Source organism: Stenotrophomonas sp., assembly GCF_031995405.1.
In the GTDB taxonomy this organism is placed as follows: Bacteria; Pseudomonadota; Gammaproteobacteria; order Xanthomonadales; family Xanthomonadaceae; genus Stenotrophomonas.
Genome location: NZ_DAMAGC010000116.1, coordinates 1 through 13,199 on the forward strand (window position 1 = coordinate 1; position 13,199 = coordinate 13,199).

A 13,199-nucleotide genomic window follows, 5' to 3' on the forward strand; every position below is an offset into this window, starting at 1 on the left:
ACTGGGTCAGCCGCATGCACATGATGATCGGCATCGGCCATTACTTCACCGCGCCGATGTGGGGGATGCTGATGCTGGTGGGCATCGCCATTCCGCTGTTCCAGGGCGGCATCGACTTCAACGAAGTACTGCATCTCTCGCCCGGCGTGTACTGGCGCCACCAGGACGAAGAGAAGGTGATCCGCATGTTCGCCATGACCATGGTGGTGCTGCTGACCCCCAAGGTGCTGGGGTACTTCGCCATGCTGCTGGACCGGGTCGATCGGCGTGGCTGCGGCGGCGGCATCCGCGCGTTCCTGTCGATGCTGCTGGAAACCGTGCTCGCCGCGCTGATGGCGCCGGTGGTGATGTACGTGCAGTCGCGCGGCGTGGCCGAAGTGCTGGCCGGCAAGGATTCGGGCTGGGATGCGCAGCAGCGCGACGACGGCGGCATCTCCTGGCCGGCGCTGATCCGCGGCTACGGTGGGCTGAGCGTGTTCGGGCTGTTCATGGGCGCGCTGGCCTATGCGGTGTCGCCCTCGCTGGCGGCGTGGATGGCCCCGGTGGTGATCGGCATGGTGCTGGCCATCCCGGTGGTGGCGCTGACCTCCTCGCGCAGCGCCGGCACGCTGATGCACCGGCTGCGGCTGATGGAGATTCCCGAAGAAACCGCGCCGCCCAAGGTGCTGGTGCGCGCGGCGCAACTGCGCCGGGCTGCGGCCGAGCACACCACGGCCGGCTGACCGGCAGGCCCGGCGGCGCTGCATAATGCGGCTTCAATGTCTTGGAGTCGCCCCATGCTGGACAGCGTCATCAATGAAACCGGCACCGACCCGCAATGGGCGGTGCTGTGGCTGCATGGCCTCGGTGCCGATGGCAACGACTTCGCGCCGATCGTGCCCGAACTGCTGCGCCCGCACTGGCCGGCTATCCGCTTCGTGTTCCCGCATGCGCCGGTGCAGCCGATCACCATCAACAACGGCCTGCCGATGCGGGCCTGGTACGACATCGTCAGCATGGACTTCCGCTCGCGGGCCGACGCCGCCGGCGTGGATGCGTCGGTGCAGGCGCTGGACGCATTGATCGAGCAGCAGATCGCCGGCGGCATTCCCGCCGAGCGGATCCTGCTGGCCGGCTTCTCGCAGGGCGGCGCGGTGATCCTCAGTGCGCTGTTGCGCCGCACGCGTCCGATCGGCGGGCTGATCGCGCTGTCCACCTACCTGCCTGACCCCGAGAACGCGGCTGCGCAGCGCGCGCCCGACGGTATCCGGCCGCCGGTGTTCATGGCCCACGGCACGCAGGATCCGGTGATCCCGCAGGCAATCGCCGCGCATACCGCGCAGACCCTCAAGGACCTCGGCTTCCCGCTGGAGTGGCACGCCTACCCGATGGCCCACCAGGTCTGCGCCGAGGAGTTGCAGGCGCTGGGCGACTGGCTGGACGCACGGTTCCAGACCACCTGAGCATGAACGACGCCCGCCAGCTGCCCTGGTTGCCCGAACTGTGCCGTCTGCCACGGCTGGCGGCGATGCTCGGCCTGGCCGAACTGGTGGTGGTGGTGGTGGCACTGGCGCCGGATGGCAGCCGCCACTGGAGCCTGTCCGACTTCCTGTCGGCCAGTGGCTTCGCGCTGTGGCTGGCGCTGGCGGTGACCGTGTGCCTGTGCGTGGCGCGCACGGCCTTGTCGCGCCTGCCGGAGTCGGTCGGCACTGCGCTGGCGGTGACGATGACCGCCTTGATCGCCGCGCTCTGCGCCGGCGTCGTGCATGGCCTGTACGGCGTGCTCGATACCCAGGGGTTCGCGCAGGAGGTCGGGTTCTGGCGCTTCACCCTCGGCAGCGCCACCATGACCGCGTTGATCGTTGCGCTGGCGCTGCGCTACTTCTACGTCAGCGATCGCTGGAGCGCGCAGACCGTGGCCAACGCACGCGCCCAGGCCGATGCGCTGCAGGCGCGGATCCGCCCGCATTTCCTGTTCAACAGCATGAACCTGATCGCCAGCCTGGTCCGCCGCGACCCGGTGGTTGCCGAACGCGCGGTACTGGACCTGTCGGACCTGTTCCGTGCCGCGCTCGGGGCCGGCGAGGGGGATTCCACCCTGCGCGATGAGTGCGAACTGGCCGAGCGCTACCTGTCGATCGAATCGCTGCGGCTGGGCGAGCGCCTGCAGGTGCAGTGGCAACGCGACGAACCGCTGCCGTGGTCGCTGCCGATGCCACGGCTGGTGCTGCAACCGCTGGTCGAAAACGCCGTGCTGCATGGCATTTCGCGCCTGCCCGGGGGAGGCGCCATCGTCATCGCGCTGTCCTGCACGGGCAACCAGCTGCACATCCGCGTGCGCAACCCGGCGCCGGATCCGCAGGCACGGGCGCTGCCGCTGGCGCACGGCGCCGGCCACGCGCAGCGCAGCATCGCCCACCGCCTGGCCTGGCGCTTCGGCCCGGCCGCGCGGATGACGGGAGCGTGGAGCGACGGCTACTATGCCTGCGACATCACCGTGCCGGTGCCCTGAGGAAACAGACGTGAAGGTGGTCATCGCCGACGACGAACCGCTGGCCCGGGAGCGCCTGCGCAGCCTGCTGGCCGAACAGCCCGGGGTGGAGGTGGTGGCCGAGGCCGAAAACGGCGAGCAGGCCCTGCATGCCTGTGCCGAACTGCAGCCGGACCTGGTGCTGCTGGACATCGCCATGCCCGGCCTGGACGGGCTGGAGGCCGCGCGCCACCTGGCCACCTTCGACCCGCGCCCGGCGGTGGTGTTCTGCACCGCCTACGATGCGCATGCGCTGTCGGCATTCGAAGCGGCGGCAATCGACTACCTGATGAAGCCGGTGCGTCCCGAACGCCTGGCCGCCGCGCTGGAACGTGCGCGCACCTTCCTGGCCGGCCGCAGCGGGCAACCGAGTGCACCCAGCCAGCAGGCGCGCACGCTGCTGTGCGCACGCCTGCGTGGCAGCCTGCGGCTGATCCCGATCGAAGACATCCATTACCTGCAGGCCGAAGAGAAGTACGTGGTGGTGCACCACGCCCGTGGCGAGGACCTGATCGAGGAATCGCTGAAGTCGCTGGAGGAGGAATTCGCCAACCGCTTCGTGCGCATCCACCGCAACTGCCTGGTCGCCCGCCACGAGCTGATCGAGCTGCGACGAAATGGCGCAGGCCAGGTCCAGGCCGTGCTGCGCCATGGCAAGGCGCCCTTGGAGGTGAGCCGCCGCTGCGTGGCCAGCATCAAGCAGGACCTCAAGCACCTGTAAAATGGGGCCATGAAAACCCTGCGCATCGCCACCCGAAAGAGCCCGCTTGCCTTGTGGCAGAGCGAATACGTCGCCGACCGCCTGCGCCAGGCGCACCCGGGGCTGGACGTGGTGCTGGTGCCCATGAGCACCCGCGGCGATGAAGTGCTGGACCGCTCGCTGGCCGCCATCGGTGGCAAGGGCCTGTTCCTGAAGGAGCTGGAGCTGGCGATGCTGCGCGGCGAAGCCGACTGCGCGGTGCATTCGCTCAAGGACGTGCCGATGGAGCTGGACGCACCGTTCGCGTTGCCGGCCATGTTGCCCCGGCATGATTCGGCCGATGGCTTCATCTCCAACCTGTACGCCTCGCTGGACGCGCTGCCGCTCGGCGCGCGCGTAGGCACCTCGTCGCTGCGTCGCCAGGCCCAGCTGCGCGCGCTGCGCCCGGACCTGGAACTGCTGGACCTGCGCGGCAACGTCAATACGCGCCTGGCCAAGCTGGACAACGGCGGCTACGACGCGATCGTATTGGCCGTGGCCGGGCTCGAGCGGCTCGGCCTGGGCGATCGCATCGTGGCCCGGCTCACCGCACCGGCGTGGCTGCCGGCACCGGCGCAGGGCGCGGTGACGGTGGAATGCAATGGCGAGGACGCCCAGGTGATGGCGCTGTTTGCCGCGCTGGACGATGCGCGTACCCGCGCCTGCGTGGAAGCCGAGCGGGCGATGAACCGCGCGCTGCATGGCAGCTGCCATGTGCCGGTCGCCGGCTTTGCGCAGTGGGAAGGCGAGGATCTGTTCCTGCAGGGCCTGGTCGGCGGCGTCGCTGATGGACGCACCGTGCGCGCTGAGGCACGTGGCCCGGGCAGTGATCCGGAGGCATTGGGGCAGTTGGTGGCGCGGGGACTGCTGGACGGCGGCGCGGGCGAACTGCTCGCGGTGTGAGGGGCCCGCTCAGCCGACCAACGGTCGGCTCTACCGCGCGGGGGCGGTGGGCGCGGCTGCGCCCACGGGCCTTATTTGAACTTGTACACCACGTTCATCGTGGTCAGCGTGTCGGTCTTGCGCTTGTCTTCGGCCACGTCGCTGTTGTAACGCGCCTGCCAGCCGGCCTTCAGCGCCAGGTGCTCGTTCATGCTCACCGACACGCCGAAATCATTCTGGCCGAAGGTGTTGTACGAGCCCGATTCCACCAGCAGCGTGTTGACCAGGTCGGTGTTAGGGGTCAGCGAGTACTTCACGTCGAACAGGCCGCGACCGATCAGGCCGGTGCGGGTGGCATCGTCTTCGGTGTTGTGCGTGCGGCGCACACCGGGGCCGATCTGCGCATCCATGTAGAAGCGGTCGCCTTCCACCAACCGGGTGCCGTAACCCAGACCGAAGGAGCTCTGCCGGTCGTAGGTGGCGAAATCGTCGCGCTCGTAACGCACCGTGGCGGTCAGCTGGCGGTGCTCGCCCAGCTGCAGCGCGCTGCCGGCACTGCCGGTGTAACGGTTGGCGGTGGTGTTGCTGCGCTTGGTGGTGGTGCCATCGTCATTGGTTTCGGTGTATTCCGAACGCGACCGCAGGCCGAACAGGTCCAGGCTGTGCACCCAGTCGTCGTCGGTATAGCGCAGGCGCAGGCGACCGTTCGCGCTTTCGGTGTTGCTGTTGCCGCGCGCCGAGGCGAAGCCGAATTCACCACCGCTGCCGCTCCATGGCGAGGTCATCGCCGCCGGGTCGGTGGTGTCCTGTGCAAAGGCCACAGGGGCACACAGCAGCAGGGGAACAAGCAACGAGACGCGCAGGGACATCAACGGTTCTCCGGATCGAACGGTGGGGGACAGGCAGCGGGGAATGATACTTGATGCATCCCGCGCGCAATTCCGCCATCGCCCCGCGCTTTAGCAGGGGTTCGGGCAGATCGCCTGTTCAGGGTAGCGCGATGCGCAGCGTCGGGTCATTGAAACGCGCGTAGCGCAACGTGATCCGGTAGGTCTGGCCATGGGTCTGGCCATCGCGCTCGATCTGCACCGGCAGGCCCTGCGCGTTGATCCAGTACAGCATCCCGTCCGGCGCGGCGCTGACGTGACGCACGCGGTACTTGTGCGCCGGCTGCCCGCCGACGGTCTCGCTGCCCAGATCCTCCACCTGCAACTGGGCCGGGGCAAGATCGGGCGGCAGCGGGTTGCGCCACTGCGCCAGCAGGCCCGGCGGCACCGGCACCTGGCGCACTTCACCGGCGCGCTGCAGGAAGAAGGTGTCGCCGATGATCAGCTGCGGGCCGTCGTCGGTCTGCAACCGGTAGCGGTCCGGGGCGACGAAGTCCATCGTGGTTTCCACCGTGCGCGGCCCCTGCATGCGCAGGGTGGCGTGGAAGCTGCGCAGCTGGCCGAAGCGCTGGCTGGCACCCAGCACCGCCTGCACCGGATCGACCGCCACCGGCAGCGTGCCCGGCGCCGCAGGCGGGGCCGTGGCCGCCGGATCGGCGCTCCCCCCGCAGCCGGACAACAGCGCGGACAGGAGGATGGCAGCGGGCAACAGGCGCATGGCAGGCGGCAACGGGTGGGTTTGGGGCCCTCACGATAGCCCAAGATGCGGCCGGAGCCGCCACAACGACGGCGACTCGGACATAATCGGGTCATGGACCGATATGAACGCATCAACGCCCTGCATCGTCTGCTGAAGTCCGCGCGCTATCCGGTGACGGTGGCGACCCTGCAGGAAAAACTGGAGTGTTCCCGCGCCACCGTCTACCGCGACCTGGCGTTCCTGCGCGATGCGCTGATGGCGCCGGTGGAGGGCGACGGCGAGGCCGGCTTCCGCTACCAGGACGACGAGAGCGACCGCTTCGAACTGCCCGGGCTGTGGCTCAGTTCCGAAGAGCTGCATGCGTTGCTGGCCTCCCAGCATCTGCTGGCGCGGACCGGTGGCGGCGTGCTGTCCTCGGTGCTGGCGCCGCTGCAGCAGCGCATCGAAGGCCTGCTCGCGGCCCAGGCCGGGGTCTCCACCTGGCCGGTCGACCGGGTTCGGGTGATCCCGCACCGTGGCCGCAAGTTCGACGAAGCCAGCTTCCGTGCGGTCGCCTCGGCGGTGCTGGAGCGCAAGCAGCTGGCCTTTGAATACCGCGCGCGTTCCACCGATGAGGCGACCAAGCGCACGGTCTCGCCGCAACGCATGACCCATTACCGCGACAACTGGTACCTCGATGCCTGGGACCACGGTCGTGAGGGCCTGCGCAGTTTCGCCGTGGACCGCATCTACAAGGCGCGGGTGGTGGACACCGTCGCCCGCGACGTCGATGACAACGAGCTGGACGAACAGCTGGGCGCCAGCTACGGCATCTTCTCCGGCCCGCCCAAGGGCTGGGCCACGATCGTGTTCAGTGCCAAGGCCGCGCGCTGGGTGGCCGACGAACACTGGCATTCCAGGCAGCAGGGGCGCTTCCTGGCCGATGGCCGCTACGAGTTGAAGGTGCCTTACAGCGTCTCGCGCGAGCTGCTGATGGACGTGCTGCACTACGGCTCGGACGCGGAGATCATCGAGCCGGTGATGCTGCGCGAGCAGGCCAAGGCGCTGCTCGCGCTGGCGTTGACCAACTACGAGTAACGGCGCGGCGGGCGCCCGCCCGTCCGCATGGCTCATGCCCGCCGGTCATATGGCCCCGGATACCGCAAGGCCGGGGCGTACGGTATGGTTGGGCGCTATCGTTGCCCCCGGATACCGCCCCCCATGAAGAAGACCCTGCTGCTCCCGCTGCTTGCCGCCGCGCTGGCCCTGGCCGCCTGCGGCAAGCCCAACGCCGATTCCCAGAAGCTGGTGGTGGCCGCGACGGCCGTGCCGCATGCGGAGATCCTGGCGGTGGTCAAGCCGATCCTGCAGAAGGAAGGCCTCGAGCTGGACGTACGCGTGTTCAATGACTACGTGCAGCCCAACGACCAGCTGGTGCAGAAGCAGGTGGACGTCAACTACTTCCAGACCGAACCCTACCTGGACGCCTACAACCGCGACCGCAAGACCGACCTGGTCAAGGTCGTCGGCGTGCATATCGAGCCGTTCGGTGCGTACTCGCGCCGCTTCAAGTCGCTCGATGAAGTGCCCGTCGGTGCCGACGTGGTGATTCCCAACGATCCGAGCAACAACAGCCGCGCACTGATCCTGCTGCACAAGGCCGGCCTGATCACGCTGAAGGATCCGACCAACGCCTTGGCCACCCAGCGCGACATCATCGCCAACCCCAAGCAGCTCAAGTTCCGCGAACTGGATTCGGCGATGCTGCCGCGCGTGCTCGACCAGGTCGACCTGGCCCTGATCAACACCAACTACGCGCTCGATGCTGGGCTCAACCCGACCCAGGACGCACTGGCGATCGAAAGCAAGGATTCGCCGTACGTGAACTTCCTGGTCGCCCGCCCGGACAACAAGGACGACGCCCGCGTGCAGAAGCTGGCCAAGGCCCTGACCAGCCCGGAAGTGAAGGCCTTCATCGCCGAGAAATACAAGGGCGCGGTGCTGCCGGCGTTCTGATCGCCGGCGTCACCCCACCCGGAACCCCATTGTGGCCTGTACCGCCTGTTGCCAGCCGGCATACAGCGCCTCGCGATGGTCCACCGGCATCTGCGGCGTGAAGCGCCGGTCCACCGCCCACTGCTGGGCGATCTCCGCCCGGCTGGACCAGAACCCGGTGGCCAGGCCGGCCAGGTAGGCCGCGCCCAGCGCGGTGGTCTCGGCCACCTGCGGGCGCAGCACCGGCACGCCGAGGATGTCGCTCTGGAACTGCGCCATGAAGTCGTTGGCGATCGCGCCCCCGTCGGCGCGCAGCTCCTTCAGTTCGATGCCCGCATCGGCCTGCATCGCCGCCAGCACGTCGCGGGTCTGGTAGGCCATCGATTCCACCGCCGCCCGGATGAAGTGCTCCTTGCCGGTGCCACGGGTCAGGCCGAACATCGCCCCGCGCACATCGCTGCGCCAATACGGCGCGCCCAGGCCCACGAAGGCCGGCACCAGGTAGACCCCGCCGGTGTCGGGCACGCGTTCGGCATAGGCCTGGCAGTCGCTGGATTTGCCGAACATGCGCAGCCCGTCGCGCAGCCACTGCACCACCGAGCCGGCCACGAAGATCGATCCTTCCAGTGCGTACTCGACATGCCCGTCGATGCCCCACGCCAGCGTGGTCAGCAGGCCGTTGTTGGACACCACGGCCTTGTCACCGGTATTCATCAGCATGAAGCAGCCGGTGCCATAGGTGTTCTTGGCCATGCCCGGCTCGAAACAGGCCTGCCCGAACAATGCTGCCTGCTGGTCGCCGGCGATGCCGGCGATCGGAATGCGCTGGTCGAAGAAGAACTGCGACTGGGTGCTGGCATACACCTCGCTGGAGCTGCGCACCTGCGGCAGCATGGCGCGCGGGATGTCCAGCAGCTGCAGCAGCTGCTCGTCCCAGTCCAGGGTGTGGATGTTGAACAGCAGCGTGCGCGCGGCATTGCTGTAGTCGGTGACGTGGGCGGTGCCGCCGCTGAGGTTCCACACCAGCCAGCTGTCGATGGTGCCGAACAGCAGTTCGCCACGCTCGGCGCGGGCCTGTGCCCCGTCCACGTGGTCCAGGATCCAGCGGATCTTGGTGGCTGAAAAATAGGCGTCGATGAGCAGGCCGGTCCGCGCGCGCACCAGTGGCTCATGGCCATCGGCCTTGAGCCGTTCGCAGATGGCATGGCTCTGCCGCGATTGCCAGACGATGGCATTGTGGATCGGCTGGCCGGTGGCCTTGTCCCAGACCACGGTGGTTTCGCGCTGGTTGGTGATGCCGATGGCGGCGATCTGGCGCGCGTCGACCTGCTCGCGGTTGAGCAGCTCGGTCAGGGTGGTATAGACGCTGGTGAGGATCTCGCGCGGGTCGTGCTCGACCCAGCCCGGCGCGGGAAACAGCTGGGCGAACTCGCGCTGTGCGCTGCCGACGAGGCGTCCGCTGCGATCGAACAGGATCGCGCGGGAACTGGTGGTGCCCTGGTCGATGGCGAGCACGTACTGCTTGTCCATGCCTTGCTCCGTACGACGATTCGAGGTGACGCCACAGCCTACGCCATCGCCGCCACGCGCTGCTGCAGGTACTGGGCAAGTACGGCGCGCTGCGCCGCATCCAGGCGCAGGCCCAGCCGGGTGCGTCGCCACAGCAGGTCGTCGGGATCGCGGACCCATTCGTGTGCGATGAGGTAATCGACTTCGCGCTGGTACAGGCCTGCGCCGAAGTGCGTGCCCAGCTGCACCGGCGTGGCCGCTGCGCCAAGCAGGGCGGCCGCGCGCGTGCCATAGCGTCGCGCCAGGCTCGCCAGCAGGGTCGGTGGCTGGTGCGGATAGCGCGACTGCAGGCGCGCCTGCACGGTGTGCGCGTCGCCGCCGTCGCCACCGGGCAGGGCGGGCCCGGTGGCGGTCCAGGCCGGTTCGCTGCGGCCCAGGACCGGCGCAAGCTGGTCGACCGCTTCTTCGGCGAGGGTGCGGTAGGTGGTGAGCTTGCCGCCGAGCACGCTGAGCAGCGGCGCCTGGCTGGCGTCCAGCTGCAAGCGGTAGTCGCGGGTGACTTTGGCCGCCTCATGATGGTGGTCGGCCAGCAGCGGGCGGACGCCGCTGTAGCTCCAGATCACGTCGGTCGGTTGCACGGGTACGCGCAGCCAGCGGTTGACCGCCTCGCACAGGTAGGCCACCTCGCTGCCCGCAGCCTGTACCTGGGCAGGATCGCCGTCGTAATCCACGTCGGTGGTGCCGATGAGGGTGAAGTCCTGTTCGAACGGCAGCACGAAGACGATGCGTTGATCCGGTTGCTGCAGCAGGTAGGCGCTGTCATGCGCGTACAGGCGCGGTATGACGATATGACTGCCCTGGACCAGGCGCAGGCCGATCGGGGCGTCCATGCCGGCGCGTTCGAGCAGGTTGCCGGCCCACGGTCCGGTGGCGTTGACGACGGCGCGGGTGCGCAGCCGCTGCACGCTGCCATCGGTGGTGCGCAGTACCGCCCACCAGTGATCGCGGTGGCGGATGAGCTGTTCGCAGCGGGTGCGCACGCGGATCTGCGCGCCGCGTTCGTGTGCGTCCAGGGCATTGAGCACGACCAGGCGGGCATCGTCGACGCGGGCATCGGCGTAACTGAAGCCACGGCGGAAGCCGGTCTGAAGCACGGCGCCACGCGGATCGCGACGCAGGTCGAGTCGTTGCGAGCGCGGGAATGCGGCGCCAGCGTGGCCGAGGTGGTCGTACAGCCACAGGCCGGCATGCAGCATCCATCCCGGGCGCAGGTGCGGGGCCTGGGGCAGGACGAACTCGGTGGGGATGACCAGGTGCGGGGCGAGGCGGTGCAGGACGCTGCGTTCGCGCAGGGCTTTGCGGACCAGGCCGAATTCGCCGTACTGCAGGTAGCGCAGGCCGCCGTGGATGAGTTTGGTGCTGGCGCTGGAGGTATGCGCGGCCAGGTCGTCCTGTTCGCACAGGCACACCGACCAGCCGCGCCCGGCGGCGTCCCGGGCGATGCCGGCGCCATTGATGCCGCCGCCAATGACCAGCAGGTCGAGCATCGGTTCCGTTCCGGTTCCTTCCATCCCCATCCCCGGCAGTGCGATGCGGGCAGTATCGGCGGTGGCGGGACAAGGGGGAATGAAAAGTGTTTTTTTGTGCGTCGGCTGTCCCGGGCAGGGCAGGGGCCTGTGAGTCCCGCCAACTCACCCATGCCAGTCCAGCCAATACGGGCGAGCGATCCGGCGAATTTCATCTACGCAGTGGCGCGGATAATCCAAAATCCGACGACAGCGAAGCCCGAAAACGACAACGGGCCCGCGAGGGGCCCGTTGAGTACTGCATTGAACGCGTGGCGGGCGCTTAGAAGCGGGCGCCGATGCCGAAGCCGACGGTCCACGGGTCCAGCTTGGCCTTGTCGCCGGTGTTGTCACCGTTGATGGTCAGCTCCGGACGCGAATGCATGTAGCGGGCATCGGCGCGGGCGAACCAGGTGCTGTTGATGTTCATGTCCACACCCACGGTGCCGATCGCGCCCTTGGCGGTCTTCAGACCAATGTGGCCCACGTCGCTGGCCAGTTCTTCATTGCTGAAGTTGGACTCGTAGTAACCCACGCCGACGAACGGACGGAAGACATTGTCCGCCTGGCCGAAGTGGTACTGGCCGCTCAGCGCGATCGGCTGCTGCTCGACGGTGCCCAGACGCGCGCCATCGGTGCCGCGCACGCGGTGATCGAACTTGTCGGCAGCGCCCCACAGCTCAACGGCCCAGTTGTCGTTGATGTAATAGCTGAAGCTCAGGGTCGGGGCCGGGCCGCCGTCCACCTTGCGCACGCCGTCGATGGGATCGTTCTTCGGCTGCAGCAGCGAGACGCCGCCAACCACGGCAAAATGCTTGCCCGAAGCGGTGTCGGTGCTGGAATCCTGCGCGAAAGCGGCCGGTGCGAAGGCCAGGGCGGTCAGGGTTGCCAGGGTCAGGGTGCGAATGGAGCGCATGGGGGAATCTCCTCAGGGTGTTTTTGTTCTGGGCCCCTTTGTTCCGGGGCGAGGCAAACGTAGTCCCCGCAACATGAATCGAATCCGACGCGCGTTAAAATTTAGTTTGTTCCGTTCAGCGAACAGCAGAAAACGCCTGAAAAATCGGCCATTGTCACGATCGAGGATGTTCATGCACCTGGTGGAGATGTGATGGAAGAAACGACATGCATCGGCTTTCCCGCGCAGGTGTCCGGCGATTGTCGCGTGCTGGTGCTGGGCTCGATGCCTAGCGTGGCATCGCTGCAGGCCGCGCAGTACTACGCCCATCCGCGCAATCGTTTCTGGCCGCTGATGCAGGCGCTGTGTGGCGTCGAGGCGGCGCTGCCGTATGCAACGCGCATCGCTGCGTTGAATGCCAGCGGCGTCGGGTTGTGGGATGTGATCGGTCAGTGCCGACGCCGTGGCAGCCTGGATGCGTCGATCGTGCGCGGTAGTGAGGTGCCCAATGCGCTGGGTGCACTGATCGCCACGTTGCCGCAGCTGCGCGCGGTTGCCTGCAACGGGGGTACCGCGCACCAGGCCTTTCTGCGTTTCATCGCACCGACGTTGGCACAGACCGGCCGCCCGCTGCCGATCTGGTCGCTGCCGTCCACCAGCCCGGCCAACGCGGCCTGGCCGCTGCCGAAGCTGCAGGCCGCCTGGCAACCGCTGGCCGATGCACGGCGGCCGTGAGTCGATGACACCGGCGCGCGGCGGGGGACAATACGGTACCGACTGGAAAATACTGCTTCGTGCTGTACCAAGCGCAAGCCGGGCAAAGCAGGCCGCTGCAACAGGTTGTCCCGGGACAGGGGGAGCAAAAGTTCGCCCAGCCGGTTGGCGCTGACGCCTCCTGCCCCCACAATAGGCGATTCCCTACACCAGATTGCCGGAGTTATCCCCATGGCCGAAATCAAGGAAGCACTTGTCCCCGATATCGGTGACTACAGCGATATCCCGGTAATCGAGGTGCTGGTCGCCGTTGGAGACACCGTCAAGAAGGACCAGGGCCTGGTCACGCTGGAATCGGACAAGGCCACGATGGAGGTGCCGTCCTCGGTGGCCGGCGTGGTCAAGGAGATCAAGGTCAAGGTGGGCGACAACCTGTCCGAAGGCAAGGTCGTTGCCCTGATCGAAGTCAGCGAGGGCGAGGCCAAGCCGGCCGCCGCCGCCGCGCCGGCCCCGGCGGCCAAGACCGAAGCGGCCGAGACCGCGACCAAGGTCGAGCCGGTCGCCGCTGCCGCCGAGCCGGACAAGCTGGCCGCCCGCGAGATCGAGCAGGCGGCCGCCAAGGCGACCCAGCCCGCCCCGGCCGCTGCCGCGCCGTCCGCCGGTGCCCCGACCAGCCCGCCGGTGCAGTTCAACGCCGACAGCGTGCTGCCGCAGAAGGTGCCGTATGCCTCCCCGGCGGTGCGCGTGTTCGCCCGCGAGCTGGGGGTGGACCTGAATCAGCTGAGCGGCACCGAAAAGGGCGGCCGCATCACCAAGGGCGACGTG

The 13,199-nt window shown here is 68.1% G+C and carries 13 protein-coding genes and 1 pseudogene; 9 read left to right on the forward strand and 5 right to left on the reverse strand.

The features are described 5' to 3' along the window. The 5 genes and pseudogenes from RTO53_RS16260 to hemC all read left to right on the forward strand — a co-directional run. Positions 1–722, forward strand: a pseudogene (locus RTO53_RS16260) (glucan biosynthesis glucosyltransferase H); the annotation flags it as partial. A gap of 54 nt (positions 723–776) precedes the next feature. Then, complete coding sequence (locus RTO53_RS16265) at positions 777–1,442, forward strand: alpha/beta hydrolase (protein WP_312238775.1); 666 nt, start codon at positions 777–779, stop codon at positions 1,440–1,442. 2 nt (positions 1,443–1,444) lie between these two features. Next, a complete protein-coding gene (locus RTO53_RS16270; protein WP_312238776.1) occupies positions 1,445–2,491 on the forward strand; it encodes a sensor histidine kinase in 1,047 nt (348 codons plus the stop codon). A gap of 10 nt (positions 2,492–2,501) precedes the next feature. Continuing rightward, entirely contained in the window at positions 2,502–3,230 is a 729-nt protein-coding gene (locus tag RTO53_RS16275; RefSeq protein ID WP_312238777.1) for a LytTR family DNA-binding domain-containing protein, read from the forward strand. A 9-nt stretch (positions 3,231–3,239) separates the two neighbouring features. Then, the gene (hemC, locus tag RTO53_RS16280; protein WP_312238778.1) at positions 3,240–4,151 is read left to right on the forward strand and encodes a hydroxymethylbilane synthase; all 912 of its coding nucleotides are present in this window, start codon (positions 3,240–3,242) and stop codon (positions 4,149–4,151) included. A 71-nt stretch (positions 4,152–4,222) separates the two neighbouring features. Here the strand turns inward: hemC and RTO53_RS16285 are convergent, their stop codons facing one another. After that, positions 4,223–4,999, reverse strand: coding sequence for a DUF481 domain-containing protein (locus RTO53_RS16285; RefSeq protein ID WP_312238779.1), 777 nt, complete (start codon positions 4,997–4,999; stop codon positions 4,223–4,225). A 118-nt stretch (positions 5,000–5,117) separates the two neighbouring features. Continuing rightward, positions 5,118–5,735, reverse strand: a complete 618-nt coding sequence (locus RTO53_RS16290; protein WP_312238780.1) for a hypothetical protein — start codon at positions 5,733–5,735, stop codon at positions 5,118–5,120. 93 nt (positions 5,736–5,828) lie between these two features. Between RTO53_RS16290 and RTO53_RS16295 the strand changes: the two genes are divergently transcribed. After that, complete coding sequence (locus RTO53_RS16295) at positions 5,829–6,794, forward strand: YafY family protein (RefSeq protein ID WP_312238781.1); 966 nt, start codon at positions 5,829–5,831, stop codon at positions 6,792–6,794. Positions 6,795–6,917: 123 nt separating this feature from the next. Then, a complete protein-coding gene (locus RTO53_RS16300; RefSeq protein ID WP_312238782.1) occupies positions 6,918–7,712 on the forward strand; it encodes a MetQ/NlpA family ABC transporter substrate-binding protein in 795 nt (264 codons plus the stop codon). 9 nt (positions 7,713–7,721) lie between these two features. Here RTO53_RS16300 and glpK read toward each other — a convergent pair whose 3' ends face one another. From glpK to RTO53_RS16315, 3 genes are all read right to left on the reverse strand, one after another. Beyond that, positions 7,722–9,221, reverse strand: coding sequence for a glycerol kinase GlpK (gene glpK, locus RTO53_RS16305; RefSeq protein ID WP_312238783.1), 1,500 nt, complete (start codon positions 9,219–9,221; stop codon positions 7,722–7,724). Between the two features lie 38 nt (positions 9,222–9,259). Then, a complete protein-coding gene (gene glpD / locus RTO53_RS16310) occupies positions 9,260–10,747 on the reverse strand; it encodes a glycerol-3-phosphate dehydrogenase (RefSeq protein ID WP_312238784.1) in 1,488 nt (495 codons plus the stop codon). Between the two features lie 301 nt (positions 10,748–11,048). Continuing rightward, positions 11,049–11,681, reverse strand: coding sequence for an OmpW family outer membrane protein (locus tag RTO53_RS16315; RefSeq protein WP_312238785.1), 633 nt, complete (start codon positions 11,679–11,681; stop codon positions 11,049–11,051). A 192-nt stretch (positions 11,682–11,873) separates the two neighbouring features. On the opposite strand from RTO53_RS16315, the gene RTO53_RS16320 reads away from it, so the two are divergent. Then, entirely contained in the window at positions 11,874–12,395 is a 522-nt protein-coding gene (locus RTO53_RS16320) for a DNA-deoxyinosine glycosylase (RefSeq protein ID WP_312238786.1), read from the forward strand. Positions 12,396–12,605: 210 nt separating this feature from the next. Then, a partial coding sequence (locus RTO53_RS16325) for a biotin/lipoyl-containing protein (RefSeq protein WP_312238787.1) occupies positions 12,606–13,199 on the forward strand: 594 nt, incomplete at its 3' end.

Coding starts and splice junctions, on each gene's coding strand:
- RTO53_RS16285 (WP_312238779.1), bottom strand. CDS start 4,999: ATGTCCCTGCGCGTCTCGTTGCTTGTTCCCCTGCTGCTGTGTGCCCCT.
- hemC (WP_312238778.1), top strand. CDS start 3,240: ATGAAAACCCTGCGCATCGCCACCCGAAAGAGCCCGCTTGCCTTGTGG.
- RTO53_RS16265 (WP_312238775.1), top strand. CDS start 777: ATGCTGGACAGCGTCATCAATGAAACCGGCACCGACCCGCAATGGGCG.
- RTO53_RS16290 (WP_312238780.1), bottom strand. CDS start 5,735: ATGCGCCTGTTGCCCGCTGCCATCCTCCTGTCCGCGCTGTTGTCCGGC.
- RTO53_RS16320 (WP_312238786.1), top strand. CDS start 11,874: ATGGAAGAAACGACATGCATCGGCTTTCCCGCGCAGGTGTCCGGCGAT.
- RTO53_RS16315 (WP_312238785.1), bottom strand. CDS start 11,681: ATGCGCTCCATTCGCACCCTGACCCTGGCAACCCTGACCGCCCTGGCC.
- RTO53_RS16300 (WP_312238782.1), top strand. CDS start 6,918: ATGAAGAAGACCCTGCTGCTCCCGCTGCTTGCCGCCGCGCTGGCCCTG.
- RTO53_RS16295 (WP_312238781.1), top strand. CDS start 5,829: ATGGACCGATATGAACGCATCAACGCCCTGCATCGTCTGCTGAAGTCC.
- glpD (WP_312238784.1), bottom strand. CDS start 10,747: ATGCTCGACCTGCTGGTCATTGGCGGCGGCATCAATGGCGCCGGCATC.
- glpK (WP_312238783.1), bottom strand. CDS start 9,221: ATGGACAAGCAGTACGTGCTCGCCATCGACCAGGGCACCACCAGTTCC.
- RTO53_RS16270 (WP_312238776.1), top strand. CDS start 1,445: ATGAACGACGCCCGCCAGCTGCCCTGGTTGCCCGAACTGTGCCGTCTG.